The 15,485-nt window shown below is 52.8% G+C and carries 10 protein-coding genes; 4 read left to right on the top strand and 6 right to left on the bottom strand.

Features of this window, described 5'->3' with window-relative positions; all coding sequences use genetic code 11:
- The first annotated feature begins 83 nt into the window (after window positions 1–83).
- Window positions 84–2,312, top strand: a complete 2,229-nt coding sequence (locus MMC1_RS08170; RefSeq protein WP_011713260.1) for an NADP-dependent isocitrate dehydrogenase — start codon at window positions 84–86, stop codon at window positions 2,310–2,312.
- 147 nt (window positions 2,313–2,459) lie between these two features.
- Here the strand turns inward: MMC1_RS08170 and MMC1_RS08165 are convergent, their stop codons facing one another.
- Window positions 2,460–3,032, bottom strand: coding sequence for a hypothetical protein (locus tag MMC1_RS08165; protein WP_011713259.1), 573 nt, complete (start codon window positions 3,030–3,032; stop codon window positions 2,460–2,462).
- Window positions 3,033–3,423: 391 nt separating this feature from the next.
- On the opposite strand from MMC1_RS08165, the gene MMC1_RS19875 reads away from it, so the two are divergent.
- The 3 genes from MMC1_RS19875 to MMC1_RS19870 all read left to right on the top strand — a co-directional run bounded on the left by MMC1_RS19875 (window position 3,424) and on the right by MMC1_RS19870 (window position 7,374).
- A complete protein-coding gene (locus MMC1_RS19875) occupies window positions 3,424–4,674 on the top strand; it encodes a YeeE/YedE thiosulfate transporter family protein (RefSeq protein ID WP_011713258.1) in 1,251 nt (416 codons plus the stop codon).
- A 104-nt stretch (window positions 4,675–4,778) separates the two neighbouring features.
- Window positions 4,779–5,132 carry a hypothetical protein gene (locus tag MMC1_RS08155; RefSeq protein ID WP_011713257.1) on the top strand — a complete coding sequence of 118 codons (354 nt, stop codon included), beginning with the start codon at window positions 4,779–4,781 and terminating at the stop codon, window positions 5,130–5,132.
- Between the two features lie 250 nt (window positions 5,133–5,382).
- Window positions 5,383–7,374 carry a carotenoid biosynthesis protein gene (locus tag MMC1_RS19870; RefSeq protein WP_011713256.1) on the top strand — a complete coding sequence of 664 codons (1,992 nt, stop codon included), beginning with the start codon at window positions 5,383–5,385 and terminating at the stop codon, window positions 7,372–7,374.
- A gap of 438 nt (window positions 7,375–7,812) precedes the next feature.
- Here the strand turns inward: MMC1_RS19870 and MMC1_RS08145 are convergent, their stop codons facing one another.
- The 5 genes from MMC1_RS08145 to MMC1_RS08125 all read right to left on the bottom strand — a co-directional run bounded on the left by MMC1_RS08145 (window position 7,813) and on the right by MMC1_RS08125 (window position 15,134).
- Window positions 7,813–10,788, bottom strand: coding sequence for a response regulator (locus tag MMC1_RS08145; protein ID WP_049757643.1), 2,976 nt, complete (start codon window positions 10,786–10,788; stop codon window positions 7,813–7,815).
- Complete coding sequence (locus tag MMC1_RS21885; protein ID WP_041641022.1) at window positions 10,781–11,317, bottom strand: hypothetical protein; 537 nt, start codon at window positions 11,315–11,317, stop codon at window positions 10,781–10,783. The genes MMC1_RS08145 and MMC1_RS21885 overlap by 8 nt, the downstream gene beginning before the upstream one ends.
- 87 nt (window positions 11,318–11,404) lie before the next feature.
- The gene (locus MMC1_RS08135; protein ID WP_011713253.1) at window positions 11,405–12,505 is read right to left on the bottom strand and encodes a TonB-dependent receptor domain-containing protein; all 1,101 of its coding nucleotides are present in this window, start codon (window positions 12,503–12,505) and stop codon (window positions 11,405–11,407) included.
- Window positions 12,506–12,535: 30 nt separating this feature from the next.
- Complete coding sequence (locus MMC1_RS08130) at window positions 12,536–13,945, bottom strand: transposase (protein WP_011711816.1); 1,410 nt, start codon at window positions 13,943–13,945, stop codon at window positions 12,536–12,538.
- Between the two features lie 154 nt (window positions 13,946–14,099).
- On the bottom strand, window positions 14,100–15,134 hold the full coding sequence (locus tag MMC1_RS08125; protein WP_049757642.1) for a TonB-dependent receptor plug domain-containing protein: 1,035 nt from the start codon (window positions 15,132–15,134) through the stop codon (window positions 14,100–14,102).
- Between the last annotated feature and the right edge of the window lie 351 nt (window positions 15,135–15,485).

The following is a 15,485-nucleotide window of genomic DNA, read 5'->3' as shown; positions in this document are numbered from 1 at the left end:
CCTGCCCCCTAAGTGCGTCTACGGACAAAAGGGGTCTTAATGAACAACGAGCATACTGATTTACTTGGACTGGAGAAGAAAACATGTCTGAACAGCCCGACATCATCTATACCATCGTTGATGAGGCTCCTGAGCTTGCGAGCGGTTCCTTTTTGCCGATTATCCAGGCTTTCACCAAACCCGCTGGCATATCTGTCGGTACTAAGGACATCTCTTTGTCCGGCCGTATCATTGCCGCTTTTAATGACAAGCTGCCTGCTGAACAGCGCATTCCCGATGCCTTAGCTGAACTGGGTGAGATGGTTAAAACCCCAGGGGCCAATGTGATCAAGCTGCCCAACGTATCGGCCTCCATGCCCCAGCTTAAAGCCGCCATCAAGGAGCTGCAAGAGCAGGGTTATGCCCTACCCGACTACGTAGACAGCCCCTCTTCGGAGGAAGAGAAGGACAATCAAGCCCGTTATGACAAGATCAAGGGCTCTGCGGTGAACCCGGTCCTGCGTGAGGGTAACTCGGATCGTCGCGCCCCCAAAGCGGTGAAAGAGTTCGCCAAAAAGAACCCCCATAGCATGGGCGAGTGGAAACCGGACTCCAAGACCCACGTGGCGCACATGCAATCGGGTGACTTTTTCTCTCACGAGACCTCCACCACCGTGGATAGCGCCGATGCGGGCAGCGCCAGCATTGTGTTGACAACCAATAGTGGCGAAACCAAAGTGCTCAAGAGCGATGTTAAGCTCAAAGAGGGCAGCGTGGCCGACGCCACTTTTATGAGCGCCAAAGCGCTTTACAGCTTTTTAGAAGAGCAGATTGCCGACGCCAAAGCCAAGGGTGTGCTCTTTTCCCTACACATGAAAGCCACCATGATGAAGGTCTCTGACCCCATCATCTTTGGCCACTGTGTTAAGGCTTACTTTAAGCCAGTGTTTGCCAAGCATGGCGAGACCTTTGCCAAGCTGGGCATCAATGCCAACAATGGTATTGGCGATGTCTATGCCCGCATTGGTGGTCTGGATGCTGCGTTGAAAGCCGAGATCGAAGCCGACATGCAAGCTTGCATGGATGAAGGCCCCGATATGTACATGGTCAACTCCGACAAGGGCATTACCAACCTACATGTGCCCAGCGATGTGATCATTGACGCCTCGATGCCTGCCCTTATTCGTGGCGGTGGTCAAGGTTGGGGTCCTGACGGCAAGCCCGGCGATACCAAAGCGGTTATTCCCGACAACAGCTATGCTGGTGTCTATGATGAGACCATTAAATTTTGTATTGCCAATGGTGCCTTCAACCCCTCCACCATGGGTAGTGTTGCCAACGTGGGCCTGATGGCGCAAAAGGCCGAGGAGTATGGTTCTCATCCTCAGACCTTTGAAATTCCCGCCGACGGTACTGTGCGCGTGGTAAGTGCCGCAGGTAACACCCTGCTGGAGCACACTGTTGAGGCAGGCGATATCTGGCGCATGTGCATCACCAACGACGCCCCCATTCGCGATTGGGTCAAGCTGGCGGTCAACCGTGCCCGCGCTGCGGGTACCCCCGCGGTGTTCTGGCTGAATAAAAACCGCGCTCACGATGCTCAGTTGATCAAAAAGGTCGAGAGCTACCTTAAAGATCACGACACCAGCGGCTTAGAGCTGCCTGTCATGGCCCCTGTTGAGGCCACCCGTTACTCCTTGGAGCGCATGGCTAAGGGGCAGGATACCATCTCCGTCACCGGTAACGTGCTGCGGGATTATTTGACCGACCTCTTCCCCATTTTAGAAGTCGGTACCAGCGCCAAGATGCTCTCCATCGTACCTTTGATGAATGGCGGCGGTCTGTTTGAAACCGGCGCGGGTGGCTCTGCCCCCAAACATGTGCAGCAGTTTGTGGAAGAGGGTTTCTTGCGTTGGGACTCTTTGGGTGAGTTCTGTGCCTTAGGGGCTTCTTTGGAGCATCTGGCGGCGGTTAAGAACAACCCCAAAGCCAATGTTATTGCGCAGGCCCTGGATAGTGGTATTGGCAAACTGCTGGATAACAACAAATCCCCAGGTCGTAAAGTGGGGCAGTTGGACAACAAAGGCAGCCACTACTACCTCGCCACCTATTGGGCCGAGGCACTGGCTGCTCAAGATGAAGATGCCGAGCTCAAAGCCCATTTTGGCCCCATTGCGGAGAAATTGGCGGCCAATGAGGCCACCATTGTGGCCGAGTTGAGCACCACCCAAGGCAAGCCGGTGGATATCGGCGGCTACTACCGTCCTGACGCGGCCAAGGTTGCCGCGGCTCAGCGTTGCAGCGCTACGCTCAATGCCATCATCGACGCCTAATAAATTAGGCGGCTGAAGGCTGTCACACCGAAAAGCGGCTCCAGTTTACTTACTGGGGCCGCTTTTTTTGATTGATCTGTTTTATGGTCAGCGTAAAGCCGTGCGCACCAAGCGAGCGATGGGGGGGGAGCAACCATTCGCACAATGTCAGCCCACGCAGAGTTGACCAAGCATCTCGATTTTACTGGCAAGCTCATCATGGCAGCGGTCACAGACGCCATAATAGACGTCCAGAGGGTTTTCTCCAGACCTTAAACCAAGCTCTTCTAACTGTTCAACATCGTGCCAAGACCATCGCACCCGCAGCGCATTACAGTGGCTACAGCGCTTCACTTGTTCTGCGCAGGCATAGCGATTTTCGGGCACGCGGTTAAAGACAACCGGGGTGATGAGAGGTCGCTCGCGCACCAGCCGGTGCTGCATCCTGAGCAGGCCGGATACGGGGGGATAGAGGGTCATCTCCATATCACGACGCAAATCAGGGGAGTCACAACGGTAGGCACAGACCAGGGGGGTTTGGCTATGACGCACTGCGTGCAGCATGGTCTCCACGAAAATACGGGTCGCTCCACCCTCAATATAATCGAACAAACATCTTCCCACCACCGCTTCATCGGTCAGATGTTCGCACCCGTTCTCTCGGGCAAAACGATGCCACGCTGTATTGACCGCGCAGATGAGATTGGATGCATCCACAGTTATTTCGACAGCAGCGTGCATGAGCGTTCCTCCAAACGGTACGTGACAACCCAACCGCACCCTCTCCCAAACAAAGCGGTTACTATAAAGATCAAGCATGATCCCTTTGTATCATTTTATCACAAAACTTCTCATTTGTATCTCGCTTTTATAAACGACTTTTTCCTTAATAATCTCATGTAAATATTAATTTTTTTCTATATTGCGTATCTTTTGCCAAAATTTATGCAGAATGAAGGGGTCTTATGTTCGTCAGACATTCAGCCCCCCATAACAGTCGGCAACAGGCCCTGCCCCAGAACGCCCCTATGCTCAGGCGAGAAAAACAGGCTGAATATTCTTCAGCAGAGGGGTAGGATGGAGAGGATGGTATGCTTTAATATCTTAGTTATCCGAAACGGAGGATCGTTCCATGCGCCCCATCCAAACCGTAGCAAACCACCTTAACACCCTGCTACGCACCCCCTTTGTACAGGGCTGGAGCCCTGCCCTTGGCGCACTATTGGTGGTCTTAGGCATGGGATTTTTTCTGCTTACAGGCAATGTATGGAGTGTTTTTGCTGGGGTGCGTTATGTGGGAGATGCCATCAATAATGTGCTCGGTTTGGGGCCTTTTTTACAGTTAGATGAACATCTCTTAAACCCTTTACGGCACCGCTCTTTTGTCTCGGATATGGCCATGGTTTTGGGGGCCATGGGGGCCGCCATGTTATCGGGCCGTTTTCGCCTAAGCCTGCCGGCCCCAACGGAGTATGGTAGCGCCGCCCTAGGGGGAATTTTAATGGGGATTGGGGCCTCTTTGGCGGGTGGCTGCACGGTTGGCGGATTTTTCACCCCGTTGGTGTTTGCCTCTCCGGCGGGGTGGATGATGTTGGTGGGGTTGATGCTGGGGGCGGCTGTCGGGGTACGCTTTCTATTGTGGGCCATGGAGGCACTACCTTGGGGCCGCGCCCCCAAACCGCTGTTTACGGGAGCAGGTTGGCAACTGTTTTTTACGTGGCTGGGCTGGCTACTGCTGCTGGCCGGCGTGGCCTGGGGTCTATTTTGGCTAACCCAGGGGGGGCAAGATGCCACGCTCACGCAACGGGGCTATATTGTATTGATTGCGCTTTTTCTTGGGGTCAACCTACAGCGTTCGCGGCTCTGTTTTTCCCGTGCGGTACGTGAACCTTTTGAAACCGGCAGTGGCCGTTTTGCCCGTGCGGTAATGTTGGCCATTCTGTTAGTTACCCCCCTTTCAGCCTTAATCATAAGCCAACTCCAAATTGATGTTTACGCCATCATCCCGCCACGTTTTTGGTGGGGGTCACTGCTGGGAGGTTGCCTGTTCGGGGTGGGCATGGTACTGGGCAGCGGCTGCGCCGCCAGCTCCCTCTGGCGTTTGGGTGAGGGCAATCTTAAAATGGTGGTGACCCTGCTGTTTTTTGCCTGGAGCGGTTCTACCAGTTTTGCCCTTATGCGGATGCAGGGTTGGCTGGAGTTGGATGTCGATGTTGAGTACCTTGATGGTGTACCGACTCTTACCGCATTGGGCTACCAAACCTATCTGCCCGATCTGCTGGGGGGCTGGGGCTGGACCATGGGCGTAACCCTGCTGATTGTGGTGGTGTGGTATATACTGGTTCAATATAATGAAAAAAACGAGACCTTTACCCTTTTTTAAAGGGGAAATTCGCATACGGTGAACCACACTTCATGCCAAATCGGGTGGTTTTTTAAACCACCGCTTTAACTGGTCAAATGGACCAATTTTAACAGGGAAGATCTATGGAACTGCGTTGGACCAAACAAGCCCATGGCTTTCAACAAGCGACCTTTCCTAAGCGCAATTTTCAGCTTACCGCCAATTTGGTTGAAGAGCGCTTGCTGGAAGGAAACCGAGTCGAGCAGATAACCCCTCTAGGACGGCTTATTGTGGAGGAAAATCCTGGACATCCCTTAAAACCCCTATTTGGCACCGAGTTGGCTTTTTGGCCAGAGGTACGTGAAAAATTGTCGCACACGACCCTCAACAGCCAACAGCAAGCGGAGCTGCTGACGCAGATCTCTACGGTCATCCCCCAAGCCCAAGGTGAAACCACCCCACGCTTTCGCCCCCGCTTTGATGGAGAGCCCTCCTAACACCCTTCCCCAGACGGGGCTAAGATCCTCTTCCCACCCAACAGAAAGGCGCGGCTTTGCTGTCTCGCCCCGCGCTGCGGGTTGCGCCAGGACAAAATCAGTCTCATGCACTGGGACAAATAAATTCTTTTAAAAGAATCTATTGACTTGCGCTAGACTTCTAAAAAGGTTATCTAAAGATAAGATTTTTTAGGATAAAATCTAGCTACTTGTTAACATGCGTATCCTTAATAACCATAGGACTTAACCCATGGAATCCCTGTTCGGCTCTGCATCCCCAGCCTTTATTCTTATACAACTGGTCAACTACACCATTGCGGTCATTCTGTTGATCTACAGTTTTCGCACCGATCGTCAGCTGTTCTGGACACTGGTTGCGGGTATCTTAATGGGCTTTGCCATTGAGTATTCACAAACCTCCAAAGTTGACCCACCCTATTATTATAGCGAGGCCTTGGTATGGCTGCCGGGCGGGGTACCCCTTGGGGTCGTGCTCAGCTGGGGTACCATCTTTTTCTCACTCTTTACCACGCTGCGCCGCCTGGAACTTTCGCTATGGGTCATGGCACCCCTTGCGGGTTTCACCGCTACCGTATTGGACCTTGTCACCGATCCGGCCTTTGTCTCTATTGGCTTTTGGGTCTGGAAAGTCCCTCCCGGTTGGTATGGCATCCCGTGGAGCAACTACATGGGGTGGTACATCATTGTCGCCGCCTTTGTGGCCTCTACCCAGTGGATGCTCAAACATTTCAAACCAGGGCAAGCTGGCCTGTTTTGGGAGATCGTGCGCGCTGTCTTACCGGTGCCCATCACCTTTGTCGCCTTTATTGGCCTGATGACCGCCTATGTCTACCTGTTCCAGGAGCATCATTGGGTACCGGAACAGTTGGTGGTTGGTGCCCTACTGCTGCTCACCGGTTGGCTGGCTGCGTGGCAACTGCGCCGTGCAGACCGCAGCTGGCCGGTCAATGCCTTTAGCCTTGTCACCCCTATCTTTTTGATCATCACCAGTCTGCTGATCTTGGTATTATCCCCCCTGCACACCACCTATCCGACCTTGGCGGTGGTTATGCCGGCCCTGTCCGCCCTGGTGCTGCTGGTCTACCTAAGCCCCTATTTGGACGTACTGCTAGGGCGCGTACATCCCGCCGAACCCTGTGAAAAATGCGCCCACATTACATGGTGGGCCATTTTGGCGACCCTGTTGATGGTGGTTTCTCTCTATTTTGGCTACCTTGCCCCCAAGCGGGGCTTGATCGGTCCCGTGGAGATCCCCCAAAATGATGCCTTTCTCCCGAATGAGCAGGTGCAGTGGTGGTATTGGACCGGCCATTTAAAGACCGAAAGTGGCCGCGAATTTGGTTATGAAGTGGTCTTTTTCGCCTTCAAAACGGGCCTGTTGATGCGTGACCAGCTTATTCAAGCGGCCATTACCGATGTGGAGGGGCAAAAGTTTCATTTTGGTCAAAAAGTTGTGCTTAAATTGCCAGAAATATTGGACAGCAAATTTGACTTAACCACTCAGGATGGCCTGAAGACCGGCAATATTGTGGTGACAGCCAAGGGTGGTGGTGGCCTAGACCATCTGCATGCCGAGGTAGACGGCTATGTGCTGGATGCCGAGTTAAAAGAGACCAAACCGGTTGCCTTGCATTATGGTGGCGATGCCCATCCCTATCGTTTCCAAGGGTATACCTACTACTACTCCCGCCCTCATATGGAGACCACAGGCACCCTTAGCTACCAGGGGAAAACGGAGAAAATCACTGGTACCACTTGGTTTGATCGTCAATATGGTGAGCTCTATCAGGCCATTGTAAAAGGGTGGCAGTGGTTTGCTATCGAGTTGGAAGATAACCGCCAGATCATGATCTACGACATTCTGGGTAACGCCAATGAGGTTGAGCGGGCAGGCTCTTTAACCGGTGCCGATGGTATAACCCGCGCCATTTCCCGGTTTGACTTTGATGTGGAGATTTTGGGCGAGTGGACCAGCCCCCATACCAAGTGCACCTATCCTTCGGGATGGAAAGTCACGGTAGGGGATGAGGTCTTTACCATCCTACCCCAAGTGAAGGATCAAGAGCTGCGCGCGGTACATGGCTATTGGGCCGGACCAGAGTATTGGGAAGGCACCAACACCGTGACCAGCGATAAAGTCAATGGGCGTGCCTATGTTGAGCTCAACGGCTACTGCCGAGGCATCGAAGGCACTTGGGGCATTCGCAATAAAAAGAAGTAGTCCATCAACGCTCCCTACCCTTTTGCCCCACAATATAAAGGGTCTCCTACCCCATAAAAGAGGCCGCCAGTTCCAGCTTGGCGGCCTCTTTGTTGTGTTCGGTGGTAACGCGCTTTCCCGGTGTGGTATCGGCACCCAACGAACGCCTTGTCGGTCTTTTGGCATGACCCAAGCCAGCCAAGGGGGCGGAACACCCCTTAACAGGCCCTTAAAGATGCGCCCAGTTCAACCGGCCTGCCCCATTGACAACCACCGAGCCGCCCTACGCTACCTGTTTGACCTTGCTCGGCCAGCCCTTTATTCTCTGGCCGAGCAGGCTCCGTGACCGATTAAATTGTCATCCGTGCATAAGCGATAGAGTTGTATAAATTCACGTTTATAAACATACAATAGGCAGAGCGACGGCAACAGCCTGACAAGAGCGCATATGCAACATCTCTAACGTGTTTGCTGGTAGATACGTAACCCTTCGAGGAGCTGCTCTAAGGATGCCACAGCCTGCATAAAGGCCGCTTCGTCCTCGGGTTGCTGCTCCCAAAGTTGGCAGCACTGGGCCACGTTGGTGGCCCCCAAACTCAAGGCGCTACCTTTTATGGTATGAATCTGTTTGTGCAGACGCTCTGCCCCATCTGCATCGGCCCAATCCTGCCGCAATTGCTGGGGCAATGACCCATTGATCTCCAGGTATTGGTTCAGCAGTTTAGCAAACATCTCTGGCCGCTTGAGCAGGTGCGCAGGCACCCGACCTGGATCAATCCCATGGGGAAAACTCATCGGGGCATGCTCAACACGCTTCTCCACCCACGCCCCTTCGGGTTGCTGCATACCCGCTGGAGCCTGTTTACTCTGGGTACGGCGTTCGAGCTCTTGGTTTTTGGCGGCCTGCTTATGGTCGGGGTGCAACCATTTACCCAGCATGTCATAAAGGGGTTGGATCTCGATGGGTTTGGTCAAATGCCCCTGCATCCCCGCAGCCAGAGAGCGGTCGGCATCGCCCGACATGGCGTGGGCAGTCATGGCAATAATGGGCAAGCGCGCCCTCTCGGGTAGCTGACGGATGCGACGGGTGGCTTCGTAGCCATCCATCTCAGGCATTTGAATATCCATTAAGATTAGGTCAAATCGCTCTCGTTCCACTGCGGCCACAGCCTTAACCCCGTCCTGGGCGATGCTCACCTGGAGCCCACACTGCTCCAGCAGCTCTTGGGCTACCTGTTGATTGATGGGATTATCTTCCACCAACAAGACCCGCCCCCCTTGCAACCACTGGGGCGGGGCCCCTTCTTGCACCAGCTCGGACTGTTCAATCAAGAGTGGCAGGCCCTGTAATAAACGCTCCACACTGTTGGCCAATTTAAGCGGGCTACACGCTTTAGGAATAACCCCATCTACACCATAGTGCGCAGCCCCCGCATTGAGGGAGGCCACTTTGAAGGAGGGTGCCAAAACCAGCACTTTTGGCTTGTGCGGCTGCTGTTGAAGCCTTCTTTTCAACCGTTCGACAACACCTGCCTCATAGGCTTGCCAACCGATGATCACTAGGGCGACAGGGTGGGCATAAGCCTGCTTGAGCAGGGCCAATAAGCCCTCTGCATCATCGACCATCTCGACCTTGACCCCAAAGCCGAGCAGGTTTTGCTCAATGGCACGACGTACCACCCCCGCTTCCTGCACAAAGACCATCCGTTCTTTGGCCCCATGGATGAGGTGGGATTCCGATTGCGCCATCTGCACACCACAGCAGATCGTGAACTCAAAATGACTACCGACCTGCTCTTGGCTGCGCACAGAGATGCTTCCCCCCATCATCTCCACCAAATTACGGCAAATGGCCAACCCCAACCCCGTCCCCCCAAAACGGCGAGTATGAGAGACATCCACCTGAGTAAAGGGGGTAAACAGTAGTGAAACCTGCTCAGAACTCATTCCCATGCCACTGTCAATAACCGAAAATTTAAGCAGCAGCTCCTGCTCTTGCTGGTGCAGGGGTTCGACCAACACCTGCACATGCCCCTCTGTGGTAAACTTTACGGCATTACTCACTAGGTTGGTTAAGACCTGTCCCAACCGCAAGGGATCCCCAATCAATGCCTGGGGTAGGTTGCTGCTGTGGCTAAAAATCAGGTCTAGGCCCTTCTCTTCGGCGCGGTTGGCATTAAGAGCAGCCACACTATCGAGCATCTCATCCAGGGTAAAAGGCAGGGATTCAACCGTGAGCTTACCCGCCTCAATTTTGGAAAAATCCAGGATATCCCCAATCAACCCCAACAGAGAGCGGGCTGAAAAAAGGATTTTATTGAGATAGTCGCTCTGCTGTTTATCTAGGTTGGTTTTTAAAGCGAGGTGTGAAAAACCGATCACTGAGTTCATGGGGGTGCGAATTTCGTGGCTCATATTGGCCAAAAAGGCGCTCTTAGCCCGCGTCGCTTCCTCTGCCTGCTCTTTAGCGAGCAGCAGATCAGCCTGCACTTTTTTTAGGGTCGTAATCTCGGCAAAGCCCAACACCATCAGCGCTTCACCCACATTTTTATTGAGGGCGTAGGCTGAAACCAACGACCAACTGGCGTGCTCTTCCAGATCCCTGACTTCATACTCTTTGTGGCGTACAGAAGCACCGTTTTGCAAACGGCGACGGATGACATTAAAAGCTTGCTGATCCAAAAACAACGCCGAGGCTGGGTAGGAAACGGGCAAATCACCGCCTACCTTAAAAAATTGTTGTGCCGCTTGGTTGAGCCGCCGCACCCGACCATCCTTAATTCCCGCCAAAATCATAGGAAAAGGGGCCGCTTCAAAGATGGCGCGGGTACTGCGTTCGCTCAAGCGCTCCCGTTGAATCGAGAGCGCGACGGTGCGCCACATCCAAGCCAGCACGACTAAAATAAAGACCGTGCCAAAAATCAGTGTGGTGCGTACATCCCGTTTAATGCTTTCTTGAAAAGTGGTATTGGCATAAAACTCCGCAATGCCCAACAACTCCCCCGTCTGTTTGCTGTACAGGGGAACCGTCGTCAAAAAGCAGCGTTTGCAGTCGGTCTGGCCCTTCGCCCTGTCCAGTGAACCAGGCTTTGCGGCTACCATGTCATAATCCACTTCCACCCGCAAACCCAGCACAATGGGGGTATTGGCAATGGGCTCTTTAACCACCAAAATCTCATCTATGGCACCATCCAGTCGGGTTGCATCATAATGGCCCCCCACCGGTTGCAGGGCCTCCGCCAACACCCTAGCCTGATAACCTGCCAACGTACGTGCCTGGGATTGGTTATTGGCATCCAGTTTAGGTTCTAACAGAAAGAGCCAATACCCCCCCATCATAAACAGCACCAACATCCCAAAAATCGGGAACAGCACCGTAACATTAAACTTACGCCCATCCCTTAACAGGGCTTGATCCAACGCGCGGTTACTCATAGCGCTTAGCCACCCTAAGAAAGAACGGTTTAAGCTCAATCTGGCAAGCCCGCAGCGCCGCCATATTAAGATACGGCAGCACCCGATCGGTGATGGAGATCCCCCCAGCCACCCCAGCCTCCACATCCCCCTGAAAAGGCGAGACCAACATGACACCATGCTGACGAGCAGCCTCGATCACCCCAGGCAGCGCCTCATCCGCAGGCTGACTTAAAAACATGCCCGCAATCTGTTGATCCTCATATAGGGGGATATCAGAAAGTGCCACAGCTTCCACCAACAGCGGCAATCCCCGTAGTTTTTCACGAGACTGTAAACCCTTGGCCAAATCCATTGCCTGATTTAAACGATTACTATACAGAATAAGCAGATGCAGTTGACCCTTAGCGTTTTTTTTATGGGCCAGTTGGGGGTCCGCCGAGAGAAAAGAGGGAAATAACTTTAGTGCTACACTCAGCCGACGATCCTCCTGCTCCCCCGCAAAGGGAAGACCAAAAAGAGGGTTTAATAGAAGGGTTGCAAAAATCACAGAAAATAAACTTTTTACAAAAAACCTTCTACTGACCGTTTTATTCTCGCCTGTGACCGATCGGCACATATCGCCGAAATACCTTTTTTAAAAAGATTTGGATAACCCCACCCAAGCGGTGCGTCCAGGACGTATATGATCGCCTTGATAGGAGGGGAAATAACTGGTCGTTACAGCATCATAAGCCAAATTTGCAGGATAGCGCACCAGTTCGTTAAACAGATTATCAATTCCTACACGTAATGTCAGTCCCTTAATATCCATCAATTGCCGAACACGCCCTGTCAGGGCCACGGTATCGTATCCCGCCAGGGGTGCGCGGCTGTCATTATGCTCTCGATAGCGAGTGCCCACATGGCGCACCCAACTGGAAACACTTATATTTTCTGTTGGTTCATAGGTTACAGCCAAGTTCGCCATGGTCTCCGCCGCGCCAAAAAAGCGCACCCCATGCTCTTTATCATCCGTATAAACATAGCTGGCATTCCCTTCAATTTTTAAACGCGAGCTGTAGCGGTGCACGCCTTCAAGCTCAATACCGCGCAAATCGGCCTCATTGCTGCTCACGTAACCCAGCAGCGAGTCTTCATGAATGGTATTTTTTAAACGCGACATAAACAGCGTACTACGCAGTTCGTTTTGCGTGCCCTTATAAATATAGGAAAGCTCGGCGGTGTGGTTGCGTTGCGGTTGCAGGGATTTAGCCCAAGAGAGCTCATAAAAAGTGGGCGGGCGAAAGGATTGCGCATATTGCGCTTTAAGCACATGTTTATCATTGATCCGCCACACCGCCGCCAGACGCGGGGTAAAGCTGGAACCAAAATCGTTATAGTGGTCCATGCGCAGGCCACCGGTAATGGTCACTTGATCGTTGAGCCGGTAGGCATCCTGCAAAGTAAGGCTGGTGATGGTGCGCTTCCACTGGGTCGAGGGCCATTTCAGGCCATCTTCGTAGGTAAAATGTTGCATCGAGCCAATATTTGCACTGGTGGCGGGGTTGACATTGCTGTTTTGCCAAGCATCCGCGACCCACGTGTGGCTCAGGGCGAACCCCATCATCAGGTCATGTTGGCCTAGGTTCGCGCTCAGGTCCCCATTGACATAGAGCTTATGATCTTTATAGGAGCCTTCTGAGCGCCAGCCATCGGGGTAAACAGGAAAAACACCAATCTGGTACTCGATGTTCAAGTTTTCAGCGCTTGACAGCCGTTCAAGGTGTCACGCCAACGCAGTTTTATACTTGAGCGACGCTGATGGGGCCTGCCGCCCCAGATCACGCCCAACCATGTGTTTTTCCGAGAGGTTCAGCCTGAACTGTTTAGCCAGTACGTCGGCCAATTGGGTCAATTCCTGCTCTGGTGCATTTGCGTTCAATAGATCGTGAATGAGTGCCACTAGGTTGTCGGCCTTGATGTGATTGATCAGGCTTCCCACAGTGAACGCGGGTTGTTTGTGTTTCAACTGGGCCAGTTGGTCTGGTTGGACCAGGAGACAATGATCAACCATCAGGCTCAGGATCAGGCCTTGGCTTGATCCTTCGTCACCTTGAAGCTTGGTCAGATTCCCCCAGCCCTCGTGGGCCTTCCAGTCCTGGAAAAACACCTCGATCAGCCACCTCAAGGTGAACACCTTCAGGATATCTTCCGTTCGCCACGTCAAGTCGGAGGCAAACAGGTATCGATAATCTTGTTCTCCGTCATATTTCAATGCAATAACAAAGCGCTTCACGCCATGTGCTTTCACATGGATGCGGGCGCTGCGAAACACGATGGCCCTGTTCTCTCCACCTCGGACCGGGAGCCTCCCCGTTACACCGGGATAGCGCTGGAAAAATTCCTCAACAGTCAGATCCCGGCTCAGGAAACGGACCTTCTGGTTCTTCCTCAACTGACTGACGCATTGGATGCCAGCATACAGGGATGACCCTTGGTCTACAAAATCAGCAGCTCCATAAAGTGCATCAGCCAGGATCGCCTTGACCTGCACCACAGCATGCCACTGCTTGAACTGCCGCAACAATCGCAGTGCCAATTCTGGTTTTGTCGGATAGTCCGGGTTCCTGGCCGGTTCAACTGGGCGCTTGCTTTTCAGAATCCCTTTGCGCTTCTGCGCTTTGACTTCCTTGCGCCAAACCGTCCGTGCCGGGTCTGGACGATAAAACGCAAACCCGACCGGAATCGTCACCATGTCGGCCACCAAAAGCAAAAAGACAATTTGCTGGCCAAAAAGATAACCGCCGCTGCTCTTGTCCCTCATCTTGTGGACATGTGAGATGCGGGTCGTGACCTTGGCCCGCCTTTTGTCCGTGTCATCGACCACCAGCACACCATGCGTGATCCCATGGCGACGCAAAACAACCCGAACGCTCATCTGAAACAGCCGCTCCCAGGGAATCTTGGAACTCCGAAACATCCAAGCCAGTGCCCCGAGGCCGTAGCGTCCCAACCCAGCCCGCTCAAACTGTGCCCAGCAGATCGAGTTGGTCAGCATGATCGCCATGATGCAGAAACCAAACCAGCTCCGCTGGCAGACGCTCATCCCAACCGAATGCGTATGCTGCTCCCGCAGGGCTCCATCAATCTCTTCAACAAAGGCGCTGATAAATGGCAGAGGTCGATTGAAAATCATCCGTCTTCCCTCCATGGAAAACGGGACATTGGTTCATCCCTGGAGGAAAGTGTAAAATAAAGCAGGGGCAGCAGGCCAGCCCGTCAGATAATGAAGGGTCTCGATTGAATCTTGATCCAGAGTCCGACGGGATGACACTGCTGCCCTTTTCCCCTCAGATGTCAAGCGCAGAAAACTTGAACATCGAGTGGTAGTATGGTAAAATGGCCAGATCAATGGCGTTGGCATAGTGCATCCAGCCCAGTTTGGCGTCCAGTTGCACATCTTTTGCCACCTCTAAGCGGCCCCGCCCCTCTAACGACAAGAATTTATTACGATAGGATATACCACTGTAAGGTTCGGAGAGCGCATGCACCGTACCATAGTGATCGCCGTGCCCATCCTCGACATATTTTAGCGAGAGCCCATAGTCACCATAAACAAAATCCATGAGCATGGCGCGGCTTTGTAGCCCTTCATTGGTGTAACCGGGGGTATTGGTTTGCGATTGCAGACCGCCGTAAGAGGGATTATTGAACAAACCGTCATCGGCATAGAGCTCGCGGTTGCCATGGGTTTGCCAAGCGGAACCATTATAGTTCAGTGACCAGCTTTTCGATTTTGGCTGGACCTTCCCCATCACACCCACAAGATAGGTATCAAAGCTCCCCCCGCGCACAAAGCCTTTTTGCTCATCCTCTAGGGTCATCACGTTGATCACCCCGGCGTAGGCAAACTCGCCATGCACCGCTGAGCCGGGACCACGGATCACCTCAATTTGCTTAATCTGCTCCAAAGGTAGGTTTAAAACTGGGTCGGCGGTAGCGGCTAAGGTGGCATTAAAGGGCACACCATTGAGCAGGATTTTCATATTACCCGAAGCAAAACCACCCCCCACACCGCGCACCAGCACCTGCCTACCACCCGTTTTGTCGATAGAAGGTTCAATCCCTGGCACAAAACGCAACGCCTCCCATACCGTCAACGCACCGCGTTCCAACATCTCCTGGCCATGCAACACCGTGACCAGCCCTGGCACAAAATCCACATTCATACGGGTCTTGGTGGCAATGTCGGTCTGCTCATCCAGCACCGTTAGCAAACTTTCCAGCGCCTCTAAATCTCCCCCCTCCTCCATCTCCGCCGAGGCCGCCAATGAATGGGCTGGGAGGATACTCAAGAACAGAGTGGCAAACATTGTTATGGTCATGGAGCGATTCATAGATGCAACCTAGCGTTTAAGAAGGTATGTTTGCCACCCCAACCACACTCTGCCTGTTGGAGCCACGGTTTCGCATTTGCCCTGCAATAAAGATAAAAAAACACAAACAAAACCTTACACGCAAGCTACGCATTCTATCCAAACGTCGTGGCAAGCATCCCGGCATAAATACCTCAGGATAAGGGGAGATTGGCTAAAAAAACTGGCAAATCTAGAATAAGCGCAAGGAGCGTTGACTTATGATCAGCGTCTTGTAACAATTTTTAACAGAATTCTACAATTTTTTCCTTAAAAGTCAAGTACTACCTACGCATATTTACGATAAATTCTATGACAAAT

Source organism: Magnetococcus marinus MC-1 (genome assembly GCF_000014865.1).
GTDB classification, from domain to species: Bacteria; Pseudomonadota; Magnetococcia; order Magnetococcales; family Magnetococcaceae; genus Magnetococcus; species Magnetococcus marinus.
Note: the sequence above shows the minus strand (reverse complement) of the source record. Positions and strands in the feature narration are given on the sequence as shown.

Coding starts and splice junctions, on each gene's coding strand:
- MMC1_RS08170 (WP_011713260.1), top strand. CDS start 84: ATGTCTGAACAGCCCGACATCATCTATACCATCGTTGATGAGGCTCCT.
- MMC1_RS08165 (WP_011713259.1), bottom strand. CDS start 3,032: ATGCACGCTGCTGTCGAAATAACTGTGGATGCATCCAATCTCATCTGC.
- MMC1_RS19875 (WP_011713258.1), top strand. CDS start 3,424: ATGCGCCCCATCCAAACCGTAGCAAACCACCTTAACACCCTGCTACGC.
- MMC1_RS08155 (WP_011713257.1), top strand. CDS start 4,779: ATGGAACTGCGTTGGACCAAACAAGCCCATGGCTTTCAACAAGCGACC.
- MMC1_RS19870 (WP_011713256.1), top strand. CDS start 5,383: ATGGAATCCCTGTTCGGCTCTGCATCCCCAGCCTTTATTCTTATACAA.
- MMC1_RS08145 (WP_049757643.1), bottom strand. CDS start 10,788: ATGAGTAACCGCGCGTTGGATCAAGCCCTGTTAAGGGATGGGCGTAAG.
- MMC1_RS08130 (WP_011711816.1), bottom strand. CDS start 13,945: ATGATTTTCAATCGACCTCTGCCATTTATCAGCGCCTTTGTTGAAGAG.
- MMC1_RS08125 (WP_049757642.1), bottom strand. CDS start 15,134: ATGACCATAACAATGTTTGCCACTCTGTTCTTGAGTATCCTCCCAGCC.